The organism is Streptomyces sp. NPDC034103, from assembly GCF_055575395.1.
Genome location: NZ_JBVISS010000002.1, coordinates 124,005 through 144,844, shown reverse-complemented (window position 1 = coordinate 144,844; position 20,840 = coordinate 124,005). Strand labels below are relative to the sequence as shown.

12 protein-coding genes and 1 pseudogene are annotated in these 20,840 nt (G+C 70.8%); 4 read left to right on the top strand and 9 right to left on the bottom strand.

Features of this window, described 5'->3' with window-relative positions:
• Position 1 precedes the first annotated feature (1 nt).
• The 4 genes from ACZ56U_RS03735 to betA form a co-directional block, all read right to left on the bottom strand.
• Positions 2-1,975 carry an ABC transporter permease gene (locus ACZ56U_RS03735; RefSeq protein WP_469082399.1) on the bottom strand — a complete coding sequence of 658 codons (1,974 nt, stop codon included), beginning with the start codon at positions 1,973-1,975 and terminating at the stop codon, positions 2-4.
• Positions 1,975-3,060, bottom strand: coding sequence for a quaternary amine ABC transporter ATP-binding protein (locus ACZ56U_RS03730; protein ID WP_469082398.1), 1,086 nt, complete (start codon positions 3,058-3,060; stop codon positions 1,975-1,977). Before ACZ56U_RS03730 ends, ACZ56U_RS03735 begins: the two co-directional genes overlap by 1 nt.
• 20 nt (positions 3,061-3,080) lie before the next feature.
• Positions 3,081-4,550 carry an aldehyde dehydrogenase family protein gene (locus ACZ56U_RS03725; protein WP_469082397.1) on the bottom strand — a complete coding sequence of 490 codons (1,470 nt, stop codon included), beginning with the start codon at positions 4,548-4,550 and terminating at the stop codon, positions 3,081-3,083.
• A gap of 202 nt (positions 4,551-4,752) precedes the next feature.
• The gene (gene betA, locus ACZ56U_RS03720; RefSeq protein WP_469082396.1) at positions 4,753-6,420 is read right to left on the bottom strand and encodes a choline dehydrogenase; all 1,668 of its coding nucleotides are present in this window, start codon (positions 6,418-6,420) and stop codon (positions 4,753-4,755) included.
• 202 nt (positions 6,421-6,622) lie between these two features.
• On the opposite strand from betA, the gene ACZ56U_RS03715 reads away from it, so the two are divergent.
• Entirely contained in the window at positions 6,623-7,369 is a 747-nt protein-coding gene (locus ACZ56U_RS03715) for an IclR family transcriptional regulator (RefSeq protein ID WP_469082838.1), read from the top strand.
• Here ACZ56U_RS03715 and ACZ56U_RS03710 read toward each other — a convergent pair.
• The 5 genes and pseudogenes from ACZ56U_RS03710 to ACZ56U_RS03690 form a co-directional block, all read right to left on the bottom strand.
• Positions 7,341-8,501, bottom strand: coding sequence for an aromatic ring-hydroxylating oxygenase subunit alpha (locus ACZ56U_RS03710; protein WP_469082395.1), 1,161 nt, complete (start codon positions 8,499-8,501; stop codon positions 7,341-7,343). The two genes, ACZ56U_RS03715 and ACZ56U_RS03710, sit on opposite strands and share 29 nt — an antisense overlap.
• A 113-nt stretch (positions 8,502-8,614) precedes the next feature.
• Complete coding sequence (locus ACZ56U_RS03705) at positions 8,615-9,778, bottom strand: NAD(P)/FAD-dependent oxidoreductase (RefSeq protein ID WP_469082394.1); 1,164 nt, start codon at positions 9,776-9,778, stop codon at positions 8,615-8,617.
• On the bottom strand, positions 9,775-10,137 hold the full coding sequence (locus ACZ56U_RS03700) for a bifunctional 3-phenylpropionate/cinnamic acid dioxygenase ferredoxin subunit (RefSeq protein ID WP_469082393.1): 363 nt from the start codon (positions 10,135-10,137) through the stop codon (positions 9,775-9,777). Before ACZ56U_RS03700 ends, ACZ56U_RS03705 begins: the two co-directional genes overlap by 4 nt.
• 298 nt (positions 10,138-10,435) lie before the next feature.
• Positions 10,436-10,520, bottom strand: a pseudogene (locus ACZ56U_RS03695) (MBL fold metallo-hydrolase); the annotation flags it as partial.
• An 87-nt stretch (positions 10,521-10,607) separates the two neighbouring features.
• Positions 10,608-11,966 carry a hypothetical protein gene (locus tag ACZ56U_RS03690; RefSeq protein WP_469082392.1) on the bottom strand — a complete coding sequence of 453 codons (1,359 nt, stop codon included), beginning with the start codon at positions 11,964-11,966 and terminating at the stop codon, positions 10,608-10,610.
• 285 nt (positions 11,967-12,251) lie between these two features.
• Here ACZ56U_RS03690 and ACZ56U_RS03685 point away from each other — a divergent pair, with 285 nt between their 5' ends.
• From ACZ56U_RS03685 to ACZ56U_RS03675, 3 genes are all read left to right on the top strand, one after another.
• Positions 12,252-14,456 carry a sensor histidine kinase gene (locus ACZ56U_RS03685; protein ID WP_469082391.1) on the top strand — a complete coding sequence of 735 codons (2,205 nt, stop codon included), beginning with the start codon at positions 12,252-12,254 and terminating at the stop codon, positions 14,454-14,456.
• Between the two features lie 263 nt (positions 14,457-14,719).
• Positions 14,720-19,918 (top strand): family 43 glycosylhydrolase, encoded by a 5,199-nt coding sequence (locus tag ACZ56U_RS03680; RefSeq protein WP_469082390.1) that lies wholly within the window; start codon positions 14,720-14,722, stop codon positions 19,916-19,918.
• A 163-nt stretch (positions 19,919-20,081) separates the two neighbouring features.
• Positions 20,082-20,825, top strand: a complete 744-nt coding sequence (locus ACZ56U_RS03675; protein WP_469082389.1) for an SDR family NAD(P)-dependent oxidoreductase — start codon at positions 20,082-20,084, stop codon at positions 20,823-20,825.
• Positions 20,826-20,840: the final 15 nt, after the last annotated feature.

Genomic DNA, 20,840 nt, shown 5'->3' with positions numbered 1-20,840 from the left:
TTTAGGCGCTCACGCGTCGCGCCGCTGCCTGAGTGATCCGGTCGAACATGACGCCGAGAAGGACGATGGCGAGGCCCGCCGCCAGGCCCTTCCCGTACAGCTGGCCCTGCGAGAAGCCGGCCACGACGTCGTAGCCGAGGGCGCCCGCGCCGACCAGGCCGCCCACCACCACCATCGACAGCACGTAGATCAGGCCCTGGTTGGTGGCGAGCGTCAGGGCGCTGCGGGCCATCGGCAGCTGGACCTTGGTGATGATCTGCCAGGTGGTGCAGCCCGCGGACGTGGCCGCCTCGACGGTGGCCGCCGGTACCGACCGCACCCCGTCCGCGATGATCTTGATGGCGACCGGGGCCGCGTAGACGACCGCGGCGACGATGGCCGTGAACCGGGTCGCGCCGAACAGCGCCAGGAACGGCACCAGGTAGACGAACGGCGGCATGACCTGCGCGGCGTCCAGGGTGGGCCGCACCAGCCGGTCGGCGAGCACGCTGCGCCCCATCCACACCCCGACGACCACGCCGAGCACCATGACCAGCACGGTCGCCACCAACGTCGAGGCCATCGTCGTCATGGCGTCCGACCAGAGGCCGGTGCCGACGAGCAGGCCCGCACAGACCGCCGTGGTGACGCCGGCGCGCCAACCGCCGAGGACCGTGCCGAGCCCGATCAGCACCGCCGCGACGAGCCACCACGGCGAGTCGGTGAGCAGGGACTGGAACGGGTTGAGCAGGCCGTTGGTGAGGGCGTCGCGGAAGGCGTTGGTCAGGCCCGACAGGTGGTCCTGCGTCCAGGTGGTCGCGGTGTCGGCCCCGCTCGCGAGGGAGCTGCCGAGGTCGCCCTCCCCGGGGAACTCGGCCGCCCACAAATAGGTGTGCGACAGGTAGAGGAGGACCGCCGCGACGACACCGCCCGCGCCCAGCAGCGGACGCCGCCACCGCAGCGGCCGGCCACCCGCGTGCCGGGCCGTGTCCTGGCGGGCGCCGGCCGCCGTCGTGACCCGGTCCAGGACGATCGCCATGACGACGATGGCGAGGCCCGCGTTGAAGGCGGTGCCCACGTCGAGCGACTGCAGGGCCTGGATGACGGTCTTGCCGAGACCGGGCGCGTCGATGAGGGCCGCGATGGTCACCATGGCGAGGGCCGCCATGATCGACTGGTTGACGCCCATCACCACGGTCCGTTTGGACATCGGCAGCAGGACCTTCGTCAGCGTCTGCCGCCGAGTCGCGCCCAGGGAGTCGGCGGCCTCGACGGTGGCCTCGGGCACGGTCCGGATGGCGTGCGCGGTGATGCGGATCGCGGGCGGGGCGGCGTAGATGACGGTGGCGATGGTCGCGGAGGCGCCGCCGATGAGGAAGAACAGGGTCAGCGGGGCGAGGTAGACGAAGGTCGGCATCGTCTGCATGAAGTCCAGGAAGGGCGTCATGATCCGGTCCACCCGGTCGGACAGCCCCGCCCACACACCCAGCGGGATCGCGAACAGCAGCGCCACCAGGACCGCGGAGAGGGTGAGCGCGAGGGTGTCCATGCTCTCCTGCCACAGGCCTTGCAGGCCGAGGAAGGTGAAGCCCGCGACGGCCAGCAGGGCGACCCGCCAGTTGCCCACGGCCCAGGAGACGTAGCCGACGATCCCGACGACGCCGAGCCAGCCGATCTGCGGCACGGGGCGACCTGCGGCGGGCTGGGAGATCAGATCCTGGACGAAGGTGACCAGGGTGTCGATGGCCAGCCGGATCTCGTTGAAGAAGTACAGGAAGAGCGGGTTGGAGTCGCGGTTCGCGCCGATGGAGTCGTTGACGTCGTTGAACCACCGGTGCAGGTCGGTGAGGTCGGCCGCGGCCAGGGTCAGCGTCTGCCTGCCGCGCAGGAGGGCGAAGAGCACCAGCCAGGCGACCAGGATCGCCGCCACCACCGCGCGCCGGCTGATCCGCCGTACGCCCGCCGGCGACGCCGCCTTCTCCAGCGCGACGGCCATCACGCGCCGCCCTCCCCGGCGACCACCGCGAGGATCTCCTCGTCTCCGACGATGCCCAGCAGCTTGCCGTCCTCGACGACCTTGACCGGCCTGTCGGCCGCGAGGACGGCGCGGGTGGCCTCCTTCACCACGACGTCGGGGCCCAGCTCGGGGCCGTCCAGCGCGTCGCCGTCCGCCGGCGGGCGCATGATCCAGCGCAGGGTGAGCACGTCGCCGCGGGGGACGTCCTTGACGAACTCGCGGACGTAGTCGTCGGCGGGGGCCCCGACCAGCTCGTCGCCGGTGCCGCACTGGACCGTCCTGCCGTCGCGCATGATGAGGATGCGGTCGCCCAGCTTGAGGGCCTCGGAGAGGTCGTGGGTGATGAACACCATGGTCTTGCCGACCTCGTGGTGCAGGCGGATGACCTCGTTCTGCATGTCGCGGCGGATCAACGGGTCGAGCGCGGAGAACGGCTCGTCGAAGAAGAGCACGTCCGGGTCGCCGGCCAGCGCACGGGCCAGGCCAACGCGTTGCTGCATACCGCCGGAGAGCTGGTCGGGGTAGGAGTTCTCGTAGCCGGCCAGGCCCACCAACTCCACGACCTCCAGGGCCCGTTTGCCGCGCTCGGCGCGGCTCATGCCGCGGATCTCCAGCCCGAAGGCGACGTTGTCGACGACCCGGCGGTGCGGCAGCAGCCCGAAGTGCTGGAAGACCATGGAGAACTTGCTGCGGCGCAGCTCGCGCAGGCGTCTGGCGTCCGCCTCGCGGATGTTCTCGCCCTCGAACACGATCTCGCCGGCGGTGGGTTCGATCAGCCGGGTCAGACATCGCACCAGCGTGGACTTGCCGGAGCCGGACAGCCCCATGACGACGAACACCTCGCCCTGGCGGACGTCGAAGTCCACGTCGCGCACGGCGGCGGTGCAACCGGTGCGGTCCATCAGTTCACGGCGGGTCAGCCCGCACAGTTCCTCCGACTCCGGCACCCTCTCGGCCTTGGGCCCGAACACCTTCCACAGCCCGCGCACGGAGATGACCGGCGTGCCGTCCGCGTCCTGGGGCGTGCCGCGCCGCTGCGGCATCTCGGTCTGTGGTGGGGTCACGAGCGACCTCTCTTCGGCGTTCAGCCGCGGAACCAGTGCTGCGGCCGGGGTTGGATGTTCTGCCAGATGTGCTTGGGTTCGCGGTACTCCCCGAGGCCGGTCGGTCCCAGCTCCCGGCCCACGCCCGAATGCCCGAAGCCACCCCATTCCGCCTGCGGCACATAGGGGTGGTAGTCGTTGATCCACACCGTGCCGTGCCGGAGCCGCCGGGCGACCCGCTGGGCCCTGCCCGCGTCCTGGGTCCACACGGCCCCGGCGAGTCCGTACTCGGTGTCGTTGGCGATGCGTACGGCGTCGTCCTCGTCGGTGAAGCGCTCCACGGTGAGCACGGGGCCGAAGGACTCCTCGTGCACCACGCGCATGTCCTGCCGGCACTCGTCGAGCACGGTCGGCGGGTAGTAGTGGCCGTCCGCGAGGGCGGGTTCGGTGGGGCGTTCGCCGCCGCAGCGCAGGACGGCGCCCTCCGCGGTCCCCGCCGCGACATAGGCCTCCACCTTCGCCAGGTGCCCGGCGGATATCAGGGCGCCGGTGTCGGCCTCGGGGTCGAAGGGGCCGCCGAGGCGGATCAGTTGGGCGCGGCGGACGACCTCGTCGACGAAGGCGTCGTGGAGCGAGTCCTGGACGATCAGCCGGGCGCCGGCCGAGCAGACCTGCCCGGAGTGCAGGAAGACGGCCGTGAGGGCGAAGTCCACGGCCGTCTCGAAGTCGGCGTCGGCGAACACGACGTTGGGGTTCTTGCCGCCGAGTTCCAGCGCGACCTTCTTCACGGTCACGGCGGCGCTCGCCATGATGCGTCTGCCGGTCTCCAGGCCGCCGGTGAAGGAGACCATGTCGACGTCGGGGTGCTCGGCGAGCGGGGCGCCCACCTCGGGGCCGGTGCCCAGGACGAGGTTGGCGGCGCCCGCGGGCAGTCCGGCCTCCTCCAACGCCCGCATCAGCAGGATCGAGGTGGAGGGGGTGAGTTCGCTGGGTTTCAGCACGACCGTGTTGCCGGCGAGGAGGGCCGGGGCGACCTTCCAACTGGCTTGCAGCAGAGGGTAGTTCCAGGGGGTGATCAGCGCGCACACACCGACGGGTTCGTACACGACGCGGCTGACGGCGTCGTCCCGGCCGGTGTCGATGACGCGTCCCGCGTCGGTGCCGCCGAGTCCGCCGTAGTGGCGCAGGCAGGCGACGACGTCGGCGATGTCGTACTCGCTCTCCACCAGCCGCTTGCCGGTGTCCAGCGACTCGGCGCGGGCGAAGTCCTTGGCGTCGCGCTCGATCAGGTCGGCGGTGCGCAACAGCAGTGCGCCGCGCGTCCGTTCGGGGGTGCTCGGCCAGGGGCCCTCGTCGAAGGCGCGGCGGGCGGCGGCGATCGCCGCCTCGGTGTCGGCGCGGGTTCCTTCCGATACGGTCGCGCTCAGCGTGCCGTCCGCGGGGCAGCGGATCTCCCGGCGCCCTCCGGCGACCGGATCCCGCCACGCGCCACCCACGTACAGATCTGCCACGCGCCGAGCCCTTCAGCCGGAATGCGTTGCGCATCATGCATTGTTTTGCTTGTGGTGGAACACCATGGCGAACGCCACGGACCTGCGTCAAGAGGCGGGCCGCTTCTTCATGAGGGTCCACTTCGACGTCTCCGATCCGAACGCGGGTGTGAAAACCCTGCGTTACCGATTCGGGCCCGCACCCGGCTCGGCGTCCTCCGGGCTACCCGGCCTGTCGGGCGTCGCGGTGGCGGTAGTACGCGGCCGTCGACGGCGCGAGCGGCTCCTTGCCGAGGATCAGGTCGGCGGCCTTCTCGGCGATCATCATCACCGGTGCGTAGATGTTGCCGTTGGTGACGTAGGGCATGACCGAGGCGTCCACCACGCGCAGGCCCTGGAGCCCGTGCACCCGCAGGTCGGCCGGGTCGACGACGGCCATGTCGTCGGTGCCCATCTTGCAGGTGCAGGACGGGTGCAGGGCGGTCTCGCCCTCCTTCGCGACCCAGGCCAGGATCTCCTCGTCGCTCTCCACCCGCGGGCCGGGCGAGAGTTCCCCGCCGTTGTACGGGGCGAGCGCGGGCTGGTTGAGGATTCTGCGGGCGACCCGGATCGCCTCGACCCACTCGCGGCGGTCCTGTTCGGTGGAGAGGTAGTTGAAGCGCAGCGCGGGGTGTTGGCGCGGGTCCCTGCTCCTGATCTTCACCGAGCCGATGGCGTCGGAGTACATGGGGCCCACGTGCACCTGGTAGCCGTGGCCGCCGGCCGGCGAGGAGCCGTCGTAGCGGACCGCCACCGGCAGGAAGTGGAACATCAGGTTGGGGTAGTCCACCTCGTCGTTGCTGCGGGCGAAGCCGCCTGCCTCGAAGTGGTTGGTGGCGGCGGGCCCCTTGCGGAAGAGCCATTGCAGCCCGATGAAGGGCGCGCGCCACTTGGCCATGTACGGCTGCATGGAGACGGGCTTCTTGCAGGCGTGCTGGACGTAGACCTCGAGGTGGTCCTGCATGTTCTCGCCGACGCCCGGCAGGTCGTGCACGACGTCGATGCCGAGCGCGCCGAGCTCCTTGGCGTTGCCGATGCCGGAAAGCTGAAGCAACTGGGGGGAGTTGATGGCGCCGCCACAGAGGATGACCTCCGTGGCGCGCACTCGCCGCGGGGCGCCGCGACCGCGCCGGTACTCGACGCCGACGGCGCGCTTGCCCTCGAACAGGACGCGGGTGACCAGGGCGCGGGTGGTGACGGTGAGGTTCGGCCGCTTCATCGCGGGTTTGAGGTAGGCCTTGGACGCGGACAGGCGCCGACCCCGGTGGACGTTGCGGTCGAACTTGGCGAAGCCCTCCTGCCGGTAGCCGTTGACGTCGTCGGTGGGGGCGTGGCCGGCCTCCTCGGTGGCCTTCTGGAAGGCGGTGAAGAGCGGGTTGGTGGCGGGGCCGCGCTCCAGGACGAGGGGGCCGTCGTGGCCGCGGAACTCGTCGTCGGGGTCGGCCGCGAGACAGTTCTCCATCCGCCGGAAGTAGGGCAGGCAGTGCGCGTAGTCCCAGCGCTCCATGCCGGGGTCGGCCGCCCAGCGCTCGTAGTCCATGGGGTTGCCGCGCTGGAAGATCATGCCGTTGATGCTGCTGGAGCCGCCGAGCACCTTGCCGCGGGCGTGGTAGACGCGCCGGCCGCCCATGTGGGGCTCGGGCTCTGACTCGTACTTCCAGTCGTAGAAGCGGTTGCCGATCGGGTAGGTCAGCGCCGCGGGCATGTGAATGAAGACGTCCCACGGATAGTCGGAGCGGCCGGCCTCCAGGACCAGGACCCGGTTGGCCCGGTCCGCGGAGAGTCGGTTCGCCAGTGCGCTGCCGGCCGACCCACCGCCGACGATGACGAAGTCGTAGTGCAGAGGAGCCATGGTCCCTCGTCTCACTCGCGCCGGAGATATGCGAGGCATGCTAATACCGGTCCCGCTATACGCACCAGGTTGCGAAACGCGCAACTTGACAGGTCTTCGTTTCGGCGGTGTCGCTGGCCGTCGCGTTGTTTACTACGCGTATAGTTTTGCTGTGAGCAACCACAGCCAAGACACCGAAACGTCGACTTCGCCGTCCGGCGGAGTGCAGTCGGTCGACCGCGCCATCAGCGTCCTGGAGATCCTCGCCCAGCGTGGCGAGGCGGGCGTCAGCGAGGTGGCCGCCGAGATCGACGTTCACAAGTCCACCGCGTTCCGGCTGCTCGGCGCCTTGGAGGCACGCGGTCTGGTGGAGCAGGCGGGCGAGCGCGGCAAGTACCGGCTCGGCTTCGGCATCGTCCGGCTCGCGGGCGCGGTCACCGGACGCATCGACATCACCCAGCAGGGCCGCCCGGTCTGCGAGCGCCTCGCCGGGGAGATCGGCGAGACGGTGAACATCGCCGTCATGCAGGAGCACTACGCGATCAACCTGCACCAGGTGCGCGGCCCGGGCGCCGTCACCGCGCACAACTGGGTCGGCCAGCTGACCCCGCTGCACGCCACGTCCAGCGGCAAGATCCTGCTGGCGCACCTGCCCGCCAAGCAGCGCGCCGCGCTGCTGACGGAGACCGGGACGAAGAAGGTCACCCCGCACACCATCACCGCGAAGACCAAGCTGGAGAAGAACCTCGCCGAGGCCCGCGAGCGCGGTTACGCCTACACCATCGAGGAGTTGGAGATCGGCCTGCACGCCATGGCCGCCCCGATCCGCGACCGGGACGGCAAGGTCGTCGCCGCGCTGAGCGCCTCCGGGCCCTCCTACCGCTTCACCGAGGAGCGGCTGCACGAACTCGCCCCGGTGCTGCTCAAGGGCGCCGAGGAGATCAGCCACCGCATGGGCTACCTGGGCTGAACCGGCCCTGGGCGCCGCCCAGTCGCTCGTTCACCCAGTCGTGGAAGGCGCCGATGTGGTGCTCGCTGGGCACCAGCACGCCCCCCTTGGCATACAGCCGGGAGCTCATGCCGGGCTGGGTACGCTCGCACGCCTCGAAGTCCTGGCGGTTGACGCGGTCGAACAGTTCCACGGACCGGCTGACGTCCTTGCCGCTGTCCACGACGTGCGGGAGATACAGCCAGTCGCACTCGACGATCGTGCGGTCGACGGCCACCGGGTACATGCGGTGGAAGATGACGTGGTCGGGCACGAGGTTGATGAACACCTGCGGTTTGACGGTGATCGCGTAGTAGCGGCGGTCCTGGTCCTCAGCCACCCCAGGGATGCGGTCCAGGCCCGCCGAGCCGTCGACGGTGAAGCCCTGGACGCCCTCGCCGAACTCGGCGCCGTGGCCGACGTAGTACTGGGCGGCGTAGCCGTCGGCGAACTCGGGGAGCACCTCGGTGAGTTCGGGGTGGATCGTGGCGCAGTGGTAGCACTCCATGAAGTTCTCGACGATGAGCTTCCAGTTGGCCTTCACGTCGTACGTGATCCGCCTGCCGACCGAGAGGTTGTCGATGTCGTAGCGCTCGATCGACTCGACGTCCCCGAGGCGGCCCGCCACCTCTCCCAGCACGTCCTCCTCGAAGGAGGGCGGGTTCTCCGCGAGGCACACCCACACATAGCCGAGCCATTCGCGTACGGCGACGCCGGCCAGGCCGTACTCGGTGCGGTCGACGTCGGGCATCTTGGTGAGGTTGGGCGCCGCGACGAGCTTGCCGTCCAGGCCGTAGGTCCAGGCGTGATAGGGGCACTGGAAGGCCCGTTTGACCTCGCCGGCCCGCTCGGTGCACAGCTGGGCGCCGCGGTGCCGGCAGACGTTGAGGTACGCCCGAATCGAGTGGTCGCGGGCGCGGGTGACCAGGATGCTCTCGCGGCCCACGTCGACGGTCCGGAAGGCGCCGGGCCTCGCCAGCTCGGAGGCGCGGGCGACGCAGAACCACATGGTCTCGAAGATGCGCTCCTGCTCCTGGGCGAAGACCCCGGGATCGGTGTAGGAGGAGCCGGGGAGAGTGGCGATCAGGCTGTCCGGAAGGCTGGGCGAGGTCACGGGGCACTCCTCGGGAAACGTCGTTGAGGGGTCGTTCACGTACCGGGAAGAGCGACTTCGGACGGCGTGCCGCGGGTGGCGGCACCGCGGCGGGCCGCGGCGTCGGGTGCGGGTCAGGACGGCGCGGCGGCGAGCTGCTTGCGCCAACGGGTGAACAGCCGGGGCTGGTTCATCCCGAGCACGGCGACCGGCTGTCCGGCACGGCGGTAGACGGCCAGGACGTCACGGCCGTCCACGGCGCCCTCCTCCACGGTCACGCGGTCGGCGTCGGCGACGTGACCGGCGAGCTGGATCTTCACGCCGTACTGGTCGGACCAGAAGTACGGCGGCCGGGGCACCCCCGGCTCCCCCGCGCCGCCCGCCAGCAGCGCGGCGACGGCGGCGGCGGGACGTTCCAGGGCACCGGTCCAGTGCTCGACGCGACGGTGGGCACCGGCACGGGGGTCGTACCAGTTGGCGCAGTCGCCGACCGCGACCACTCCGGCGAGGCTGGTGCGGCCGTCGGCACCGCACTTGACGCCGTTGTCGAGCTCGACGCCGGAGCCCGCGAGCCACTCCACGCACGGGTTCGCGCCCACGCCGACGACGACGATGTCGGCCGGGACGCTGCGCCCGTCCTCCAGGAGCACGGCGTGCACCCGCCGCTCACCGCTCAGCCCTTTGACACCCACACCGCACAACAGCCGTACGCCGTGGTCCGCGTGAAGCGCGGCGACGACGGCGCCCATGGTCTCGCCGAGCGGTCCGGCGAGCGGTGTCCGGGCGACCTCGACGACCGTCACGTCGAGTCCGAGGGCGCACGCCGTGGAGGCGACCTCGGCGCCGATGAAGCCGCCGCCGATCACCACCAGCCGTCCACCGCGGGCCAGTTCGTCGCGCAGGGCGCGGGCGTCGTCCAGGGTGCGCAGGGTGTGCACTCCGGCGAGCCCCTCGCCGCCCGGCAGCGTGCGCGCGGCGGCGCCGGTCGCGATGACCACACCGTCGGCACGGACCTCTCGGCCGTCGGCGAGGCGGACAGTGCGCTCGGCGCCGTCCAGTGCGGTGGCCCGGGTGCCGAGCAGCCATTCCGCCCGCAGATCCTCGCCGTCCGTCTCCAGCGCGAGGTCCGCCTCGCCGAGGGTGCCGGCGAGGAACTCCTTGGACAGCGGCGGCCGGTCGTAGGGCCGGTGGGTCTCGTCGCCGATGACGACGAGCCGACCGTCGTAGCCCTGCTTGCGCAGGCAGCGCGCCGCCGACAGACCGGCCAGCGAGGCGCCTACGACGGCCACGGTCCTCACGCGGGACCGCCCGCGAGCCGGGCGGCCACGCACGGCGGCAGATTGGGGGCGTCCGTGGACACCCGGACGTAGATCATGCCGTCCTCGACGACGACCTCGTGCGTCCGGACGGGGAGCTTCGCCGGCGGGGCGTCGACGGCGCCGGTCCTCAGGTCGAACTTCGAGGCGTGCAGCGGGCATTCCACCTCGCAACCCTCCAGCCAGCCGTCGGCGAGCGAGGCGTCCTGGTGGGTGCAGGTGTCGTCGATCGCCAAGACCTCGCCGTCATCGGTGTGGAACACCGATACGGGCGGGTCGATGTCGAGCCTGAGAGCCTCGCCTCGCGGAAGGTCCGCGAGACGGCACGCGGGAATCATCATGACACCTCGGTGCGTATAGCGAAACGGATTGCGGTGGCCGCAACGTCAGTCTGGGGGCGGCTCCGAAGCGTTGTCAAGGCGTCCCCAGGCCTCGTTCGCACCGCCCGGCCGGGCCACCGCCAGGCAGCTGCAAGCACCCGAACCACCTGCGGAAACAGGCGGATCAGGCGCCTCGTGACGGTGGCCGGGAGGGCCGGTCAGTGACCCCGGTCGATCCCGTCCGGAAGGTGCGGGGCCTCGGCGGCGATCGTGGCCGTGTCCTCGGGCCCGGTGTGGGCGACCGTGCCGGCGTGCAGCGCCAGCACGTTGTTGTCGACGTCCCAGGTGCCGCCGTCCAGGCTGAACTGCCCGGAGGTGACGAGGCGTTCGATACACGCGGTCATCAGAACACCGCCACCGAGCGCAGGACGTCGCCGGCGTGCATCCGCTCGAAGGCCTTCTCCACCTCGTCGAGCTGGACCGTCACCTGGTCACAGGCCGGCGTCCGCGAGGATGCGCTCCATTCGGTCGAGGCTGAGGGCCGGATTGGCGGCGGTGTCGTCGGCGACCTGGGGGGCCGGGTCCGCCAGCAGCCGCTCCAGCAGATCCTCGGTGATGTTGGGGTGGCGGCCGACACCGCTGCGCAGGAACGGGTCCGCATCCTCGGCCAGCCGCCGGAGGGCCGGTACGGGCAGGTCGGGGTCCTGCAGGGCGACGTAACGCACGTGCGCGTCCGGCTCGTCGACGAAGGTGCGCAGCGCCTGGCGAGGGAAGTTGGGGTGCTCGACGAGCAGCGGCCGGATGTGGAAGACCTCGCCATGGGCGCGGACCAACCGCTCCAGGACCGCCGGGGGCGCGTCCGGGCGGCGGGCGGCGGTACGGCGGACACCCAGATCGGGGTCCTGGTCCAGGCGCCGCCACGCCTCCTCGGGCAGGTCGCGGCAGCCCGCGAGCACACGCCGGAACTTCGCGTACGGGCAGTCCAGATAGGTCAGCCGTTCGTCCAAAGGTGCCTCGCGCAGCCAGTCCGGTTCCGTGAAGTCCCAGGTCAGCGCCACGTTGGCCGCGACACTGCCCTCGGCACGCCGGGCTTCGAGAAACGCGTAGAGCCGGTCACGGGTGGCTGCGTCGACGTGGCGGCTCTGCGCCACCGCGGCCACGACCATCGGGTCCTCGACGTTCAGGAGTCGGGCCACCATGGCGGCGGAGAGGTACGGGTTCGCGGCGACGGCCTGATGGAGGTCCTCGTCTACGACGTCCATGAGCCGGGTGAACTGGTCCCAGGTGAGCGGGACGCGGCGGGCCACGTTGGCGCGCATCGCGGGGTCGGCGAGACAGCGCTCCCGCCAGTCCGCCGGGATGTCCGGGTCCCTGTGCCGGGTGGCGGCCTCCCGCACCAGCGGATCCGGGTCCGCGAGCAGTTCCCGCTGTACGGCCATCGGCCGGTCGTACCAGGCGTCCGCGACCGCGGCGCGCACCTTCGGATCCGGATCGCCGGCCAGTGCGGCACGAGGTCGGCCGTACGCCTCCTCCACGTCACCCAGGACGACGGTCACTTGACGGTCCACGAGATGGCGCACGAAGTCCGCGCGGGCGTCCCGGACCGCCGGGTCGGGATGCTCGGCGATCCTGCGGCGCATGGCCGGGGAGATCCGGTCGGCGCGCAGTCCGACCACGCCGTCGTCGCCGTGGGCCAGCAGCGCCTCGACCACGACGTCCGCCAAGCGCCCGCCGCGCAGCGCCATTCCGTGCCGGCCGGCCTTGTGGGCGGCCAGCCGTTGGAGGACGTGGTCGGGGGCCGCGGGGTTGCGTCCCAGGCCGGAGAGGAGCGGGTGATGCGGGCTCGTCATGGGCTCAACATAGGCGGCCCGCGGTGGTGGCGGCGAAGCGCGGTGCCACGCTGCCGCGCTGCCCCTTTGCCGCGGGGCCCCTTTGCCGCGGGGCCCCTGAGCCGCAGGGCCGCTGAACTGTAGGGCCACTGAGCCGCTGAACCTCGGTTCGCCGCCCTGCCGGGCAGCTCAACCCGCTCCGTTTCTGTCATGACCTGAACACGGAGTGCTCGTTCTCCGTAACGCTTCAGAAGGGCCTTGATCGGCCCGACATGGCCGTACCGCCGTCGAGAGGTCGGTAGTCACGTGAGGAAAGCAAGGCGAGCGGCGCCCGAGGCGGCGGCTTCGGGGCGCTGGTCCTTCACCCGCAACTGGCGGGTGGCCCGTCGACTGCGGGCCATCCTCCTCATCCCCGTCCTCGTCACGCTCGTGCTCGGCGGCTTCCGGGTGTCGCGCGCCGTGGACACCTGGCAGAGCGCCGACGACGCGGTCCGGGTCGCGGAGCTGGTGCAGACGGCGAACAAGTACGCCAGCGACGCGATCAACGAGCGCGATCTCTCGGTCGTCCCGTTGCTCAAGGGCGACACCGACTCCGACGTCGTGGCCGAGGCCCGCAAGGTCACCGACGAGGACCGGGCGGCCTTCGACAAAGCGGTCGGGCGGATGCCGCAGACCGCGCGTCTGCTCAGGAGGGTGGCCGTCGTGCAGAGCGGGGGCAAGCAGCTCGCCGGCATCCGCAAGGCCGCGTTCACGTCCGCTCTGCCGGGTGTGCGGACCGAGGAGCGGTATCACCTCATCCAGCACCCGCTGATGGAGCTCTCCAACGAACTCGGCTTCGGCAGCAGCAACCAGGCGAGCTTCGGCCGGGCCCTGTACGCCATCTCCCTGACCCAGGCCGCCGAGTCACTGACCCGGGCCATCGGCACCCACATCCTGGCCGAGGACCGCGACTCGCTCAAGAAGGGTGAACTCGCCTCCCAGCTGGCCTCGTTCCGCTCGTACGCCTATCTCCAGCGGGTCGCGCTGGTGGAGTTCGACGGCGCCGCGACCGGTCAGGACACGGCGCGGCTGAAGAAGGCGTTGGCCGAGGCCAGGACCAAGGGCGAACGGCGGGTCGCCGCGGCGGCCGTGCGGGCCGAGGAGGCCGGTGAGGAGTACGTCGTCCCGCCGAGCATGACGACGATGATCAGCGAGATCGCGTCGGGGAAGTCCGCCGCGGACCTTGCCGAGCAGGGCATCACCACCGACTCCTTCTTCGGCGCCTCCACTCTGTCCTTCGACGCCTACCGGCAGGTCGAGGTCTATCTGAGCGACACCGCGCTCGCCAACGCCGAGGACATCGCCGACAGCGCGCGCCGGGACGCCATCGTCCTGTCGGCCGTCGTCCTCGGCGCGGCGCTGGCCGCGTTCCTGATCGCCGCCAGTGTGGCGCGTTCGATGAGCAGCCGGATGAGCGTGCTGCGGGGCTCGGCGTTCCAGATCGCCGAGCAGCGGCTGCCGGCCCTGCTCGCCCAGCTCAACCGGGCCACTCCCGGACGCGTCGACACGCAGGTGGCGCCGATCCCCATCACCTCGACCGACGAGATCGGCGAGGTCGCCCGCGCCTTCGACCAGGTCCACCGGGAGGCCGTCCGGCTCGCCGCCGAGCAGGCGGCGCTGCGGGGCAACATCAACGTCATCTTCACCAACCTCTCGCGCCGCAGCCAGTCCCTCGTCGAGGGCCAACTGGCCCTGATCACCGACCTGGAGAACAACGAGGCCGATCCGGACCAGCTGCAGAACCTCTTCCGCCTGGACCATCTGGCGACCCGGATGCGCCGCAACGGCGAGAACCTCCTGGTCCTGGCCGGTGAGGAGTCCAACCACCACGGCATGCAGCAGCTCGCCCTGGTCGACGTGCTGCGCGCCGCCGCCTCGGAGGTGGAGCAGTACGAGCGCATCGAGCTGACCGGGATCCCGGACGCCGAGATCCACGGCGGGGCCGTGAGCGACCTCGTGCATCTGGTGGCCGAACTCCTGGAGAACGCCACCGCGTTCTCCTCACCGCAGACCAGGGTGTACGTCACCGCGGGCCGGCTGCCTGATGGACGGGTCATGGTGGAGATCCACGACAGCGGTATCGGTCTGACGGCGGAGGACTTCGCGGCCATCAACCACAAGCTGGCCCATCCCCCGACCGTCGACGCCGACATCTCCCGCCAGATGGGCCTGTTCGTGGTCGGCCGCCTCTCCGACCGGCACGGCATCCGGGTGCAACTGCGGCCTTCGGGCGCGCAGTCGGGCACGACGTCGTTGATCATGCTGCCGCACACGATCACGTACGCGGCGTCGACCGACGTGCCCGTCGAGGCGAGCACCATCTCTCCCTATCCCCTGGAGGACACCCAGCCCTTCCCGGCCCTCACCGGGGGCGCCCCGGACACGGGGGAGCAGTCGGCCGCGGACCCGATGAGCCGGTTCCTCCACCGCGAGGAGCGCCGGCGGCAGCTGGGGCAGGAGGAGCACCGGTAGGGGTGCGGCCGGTCCACGGCGCGACGGCCCGGCAACGGGGCGCCGCGCCCCGGCCGTTGACCAGGAGACAAAGCCGTTCGACCTGTCGGACATGGTTCGAAAACTCTTGACGCTGCCCCACACCCCGTTTGACACTCTCGCAACACGACGTCACACAGCCGAAACGCGAGGTGTCCACGGCCGCGGACACCCCCGTCGTCGCCGGCCTGCTCCCCCATGCCGTCCCTCCCCCCGTCAGCCATGCCTCAGCAGGGAATCCCCACATGACGTACTTCGCACGTCCGCGCACCCGCGCGAGACGCCGGGCGGGCCGACTCGCCGGCCTGACCGTCGCGTCGCTGTTCCTGGGCCTCCTCGCGCCCGTCCTCCCCGCGCAGGCGGCGGGCACCGCCGACGTCACCGACGGACTGGCCCTCTGGTACAAACTCGACGGCTCCTCCGGCAGCACGGTCACCGACGCCTCCGGCCACGGGCGCGACGGCACGGTGGTCGGCACCGCCGACTGGTCCGACGCCGGTCAGGGGCTCGTCTTCAACGGCTCCGACACCTACGTCAAGGCGCCGAACGACGTCATGAAGGGCATGGCCTCGATCACCGTCTCCTCGGACGTCCTGATCGACGCGACGCAGAGCACGCCGTACTTCATCTACGGCTTCGGCAACTCCAGCGGCGGCAACGGCAACGGCTACCTCTTCACCACCGGCAACTCGCTGCGTACCTCCATCGCGACCGGCAACTGGTCCACGGAGCAGACCACCAAGCCCGCCGACTCCCACAACCTCACCCGCGCGGTCTGGAAGCACCTCACCTACACCCAGACCGGGAACACCGGCGTGCTGTACGAGGACGGCGTGGAGGTCGGCCGCAACACCGCGGTCACCACCACCCCGGGCGCCATCGGCTCCGGCACCACGACCGCCAACTACCTGGGCAGGTCGGTCTACTCCGGTGACAAGCTCTTCAAGGGCCGCATGCGCGACTTCCGCGTCTACGACCGCGCCCTGAACGCCGACGAGGTGGAGCTGCTCTCCCGCCCCGTGGCCACCCAGGGTGTCGTCGACGACAAGGCCGCGCTGAGCCTCGGCGACACCAGCGCCGTGACCGCCGACCTGGACCTGCCGAGCACCGGCACCGCGGGCGGCTCCGCCCTGACCTGGGCCAGCGACGACACCGACGTGGTGACCGACGCCGGAGAGGTGACCCGGCCCGCCGCCGGTGAACCGGACGCCCACGTCACGCTCACGGCGACCCTGAAGAAGGGCACCGTGACCGACACCAAGTCCTTCGACGTCACGGTCAAGGCCGCCTTCGACGACCGGACCGCCACCGAGCGGGCCGCCGACGCCCTCACCGTCCACAACCTCGACGACGTCCGCGGCAACCTCACCCTCCCCGCGAGCGGCGACTACGGCACGGACGTCTCCTGGGCCTCCGCGGACCCGGACGTCATCACCGCCGCCGGCGTCGTCCACCGCCCCGCGCACGGCGACGGCGCCGCCACCGTCGAGCTGACCGCCACCGTCACCAAGGGCACCGCGACGACGAGCCGGTCCTTCACCGCGAAGGTTCCCGAACTCCCGCGGCAGGAAGCCCTCAAGGGCTACATGTTCAGCTACTTCACCGGCGAGGGCACCTCGGACGGCGAACAGCTCTACGCCGCCCTCAGCAAGGGCAACGACCCGCTGAAGTGGCGGGAGTTGAACGACGGCAAGCCCGTCCTGACCTCCACGCTCGGCGAGAAGGGCCTGCGCGACCCGTTCATCATCCGCTCCCCCGAGGGCGACAAGTTCTACCAGATCGCCACCGACCTCAGGATCTACGGCAACGGCGACTGGGACGCCTCCCAGCGCACCGGGAGCAAGTCCATCATGGTCTGGGAGTCCACCGACCTGGTGCACTGGACGAACCAGCGGCTGGTGAAGGTCTCCCCCGACAGCGCGGGCAACACCTGGGCACCGGAGGCCTTCTACGACGCGAAGCTCGGCGCGTACGTGGTCTTCTGGGCGTCGAAGCTGTACGACAACGAGGCGCACTCGGGCGACACGTACAACCGCATGATGTACGCCACCACCCGTGACTTCTACACCTTCAGCGAGCCCAAGGTCTGGATCGACCGCGGCTACTCGGTCATCGACTCCACGATGATCCAGCACGACGGCACCTACTACCGTCTGTCGAAGGACGAGCGCAACAACACCTCCTCCACGCCCAACAGCAAGTTCATCTTCGAGGAGAAGAGCGACTCGATCCTCGCCCCGTCGTGGACGGCGGTCGCGGAGGGCATCGGCAAGGGCGCGATGAACGCGGCCGAGGGGCCGCTGGTCTTCAAGTCCAACACCGAGGACAAGTGGTACGCGTTCCTGGACGAGTTCGGCGGGCGCGGCTACATCCCCTTCGAGACGACCGACCTCGACTCCGGCACCTGGACGCCGTCCACCGGCTACGACCTGCCGTCCAAGCCGCGCCACGGCACGGTCCTGCCGGTCACGCAGGCCGAGTACGACCGACTGCTGCGCGCCTACCAGCCCGACCAGTTCGTGAGCGGCGTCGAGGACATCTCGGTGGAGACCAGGATCGGCCAGGCGCCGGTCCTGCCGGCCACGGTGATCGCCGAGTACGCCGACGGCGTCAAGCGCCCCGTCTCCGTCGACTGGGCGGACGTACCGGCATCCGCGTACGCCCGGGCCGGAGTCTTCACGGTCACCGGCACCCTGCCCGAAGGCGCCGCGATCCCCGTCCAGGCCGAGGTCACCGTCTCCGAGGAGGGCCCGGACGTTCCGGCCGACCTGCTGCTGGAGTACGACTTCGACGAGACCGGCGGCAACATCGCCCGGGACACCAGCGGACACGGCTACCACGGCACCTACGTCCGTACGCCCGCCTTCGGCACCGGTGTGCACGGCGGCTCGCTCGCCATGTCCGGCGCCTCGGACTCGCCGTACGTGAAGATCCCGAACGGCGTGCTGAAGGACGTCGACAGCGTCACCGTCTCGACGTACGCCAAGTGGAAGGGTGGCAGCAGCTTCCAGTGGCTGTTCGGGCTCGGCCCCGACAGCGACAAGTACCTGTTCGCCACCCCCTCCAACGGTGGCTCCACGCTCTACTCCGCCATCACCAAGGCGAGTTGGTCCGCGGAGTCCAAGCTGACGGGCGGCGCACAGCTCACGCCGGGCCAGTGGGAGCACGTCACCGTCACCCTCGACGGGTCGACCGGCACGATGGTCCTCTACGTCGACGGCCTCGAGGCGGCCCGCACCACGACCACCATCAGGCCGTCCGACCTGTACGACGCGAACAAGGACCACAGCGGCTACATCGGCCGCTCCCTGTACTCCTCCGACCCCTACTTCGGCGGCGAGGTCGACGACTTCCGCGTCTACGACCGCGCCTTGTCGGCCTCGGAGGTGATGGAGCTCAGCGGCAACACCACGGGCATCGCCAAGGCCACGCACCCGGACCTGAAGGTCGACGCGATCGTCGACGCCGCCGCGGGCAAGGTCACCCTGCCGCTCGCCGAGGGCACCGATCTCACCTCCCTGGCACCGGAGTTCACCCTCGCCCACGGCGCGGCGATCAGCCCCGCCTCCGGCAGCGTGCACGACTTCAGCGAGCCGGTGACGTACGAGGTGACCGGGTCGGACGGCAAGAAGCGCACCTGGACGGTGTCGGCGCTCGTCATGAGGAGCCCGGTGCTGCCGGGTCTCAACGCCGACCCGAACATCGTGCGGTTCGGCGACACCTTCTACCTCTACCCGACCACCGACGGCTTCGAGGGCTGGAGCGGCACGCAGTTCAAGGCGTACTCCTCCACCGACCTGGTCCACTGGAAGGACCACGGCGTCATCCTCGACCTCGGCCCCGACGTCTCCTGGGCCGACAGCAGGGCCTGGGCGCCCACGATCGCCGAGAAGGACGGCAGGTACTACTTCTACTTCTGTGCCGACGCCAACATCGGTGTCGCGGTCTCCGACTCGCCGACGGGCCCGTTCAAGGACGCGCTGGGTCAACCGCTGCTCAAGGCGGGCCAGTTCAGCGGCCAGATGATCGACCCGGCGGTGTTCAACGACGACGACGGCCAGTCGTACCTCTACTGGGGCAACGGCCACGCCTACGTGGCCCCGCTGAACGGCGACATGACCTCGCTGGACCTCACCAGGATGAAGGACATCACCCCCAGCGGCTACAACGAGGGCACCTTCGTCATCAAGCGCCAGGGCACCTACTACCTCACATGGTCGGAGAACGACACCCGCGACCCCAACTACCGTGTCGCCTACGCCACCGGCCCCTCGCCCACCGGCCCGTGGACCAAGCGGGGCGTGATCCTGGAGAAGGACCTCTCCCTCGGGATCAAGGGTCCCGGCCACCACTCGATCGTCCGGGTGCCGGGCACCGACGACTGGTACGTCGCCTACCACCGCTTCGCGATCCCCGGCGGTGACGGCACCCACCGCGAAACCACCATCGACAAGCTGGAGTTCGCCGCGGACGGTCTGATCAAGAAGGTCGTGCCGACGCTGACCGGCGTCGGCCCGGTGTCCATCGTGCACGCCGGCCCCGACACCAAGGGCACCGAGGGCGACGCGATCCGGCTGAACGGCACGCTCTCCGGCGCGGGCAAGGCCACGTGGACGGCCGAGGAGGGGGCACCCTGCACCTTCGCCGACGCCGGGTCCGCGAGCACCACGGTCACCTGCGCCGACGACGGCACCTTCGAGATGACCCTGACCGGCGGCCGCAGCAGCGACACGACCACCGTCGAGGTCACCGACGCGGCGCCGGCCATCACCTCCGCCGCCGGTCCCAAGTCGCCGGTGTCCGTCGGCAAGGCGGCGGTCGTCACCGCCGGGTTCACCGACCCGGGCACCCGGGACACCCACACCTGCGCGGTCGACTGGAAGGACGGCACCGAGCCCAGCGCCGGGACCGTCACCGCCAACGGCTGCCGCGCCGAACACACCTTCCGCAAGGCGGGCATTCGGCACCCGGTGATCACCCTCACCGACGACGAGGGCGCCTCCGACAGCCGCACGCTGCCCGAGCTGATCGTCTACGACCGCGCCGCCGGACCCGCGTTCGGCACCGGTCTGCTCACCTCGCCGGCCGGCGCCTTCCCCGCCAAGCCGGCCCTGACCGGCACGGCCGGCTTCTTCTTCACCGCCTTCTACTCGACATGGGGCACCGTTCCCCTCGGTCAGCTGACCTTCGACTTCGCCCCGGCGAAACTGAAGTTCCGCTCCACCGGCTCCGACTGGCTCGTGGTGACCGGCTCCCAGGCGGTCTACCAGGGCTCCGGCACCGTCAACGGCACCGGCGGTTACGCCTTCCGCGTGACCGCCACCGATTCCCCGGACGGCTTCCGCCTCAGGATCTGGAAGAAGTCCGGCGGTGACGTCGTCTACGACAACGCCACCAGCTCGAAGATCACCGGCATAGTCACCGTCGGCGGTCGTCGGGAGTGAACCCCGGCCGGGCGCACTGGTCGTGCCGTCCCGCCACACTCGACGGCCCCACCCCACCCAGGACCAGCGCACTACGGGCCTCGGGGTCCACGTCCACGTCCGCATCCGCATCCGCAGGAGCCGGCTGTCCCCGGTGTTGATCAACATGGCAGGATCCGGGGACATGAGCAGCACTGGATCCACGGATCGCCCCGTCGCCCTGGTCACCGGTTCCACCTCGGGCATCGGGGAGGCCGTAGCGCGGCGGCTGGCGGCGGACGGCATGCGGGTCGTCGTGCATTCGCGGCGCAGCGCGGACGCGGGCCGGGCGCTGGCGGCGGAGCTCGACGGGGTGTACGTGCGGGCCGACCTGGAGGTCGAGGACGAGGCCCGCGCCCTGGTCGAGCAGGCCCTGGACCACTGCGGCCGGCTGGACGTGCTGGTCAACAACGCCGGGATCAGCCGGCCCATCCCGCACGACGACCTGGCCGCCGCGACCCCCGCGGAGTGGCGGCAGGTGCTGGAGGTCAACCTGATCGCCCCCTGGGTGCTCTGCACGGCCGCGCTCCCCGCACTGCGCCGGTCCCCCGGCGGTGGCAGCGTCGTCAACATCACCAGCCACGCCGGGGTGCGTCCCAAGGGTTCCTCGGTGCCCTACGCGGCGAGCAAGGCCGCGCTCAACCACGTCACCCGTCTCCTCGCGGCCGCCCTCGCCCCCGACGTACGCGTCAACGCCATCGCCCCGGGTCTGGTCGACACCCCCATGACCGAGGACTGGACGCACGCCCACGCCCTGTGGCGCGACCGGGCCCCCATGGGCCGGCCCGCCCAGCCCTCGGACGTCGCAGGGCTCGTGGCCTCGGTCATCGCCAGCACCTACCTCACCGGCGAGGTCATCATCCTGGACGGCGGACTCAACCTGACCTGACACGTCCTGCGCCCG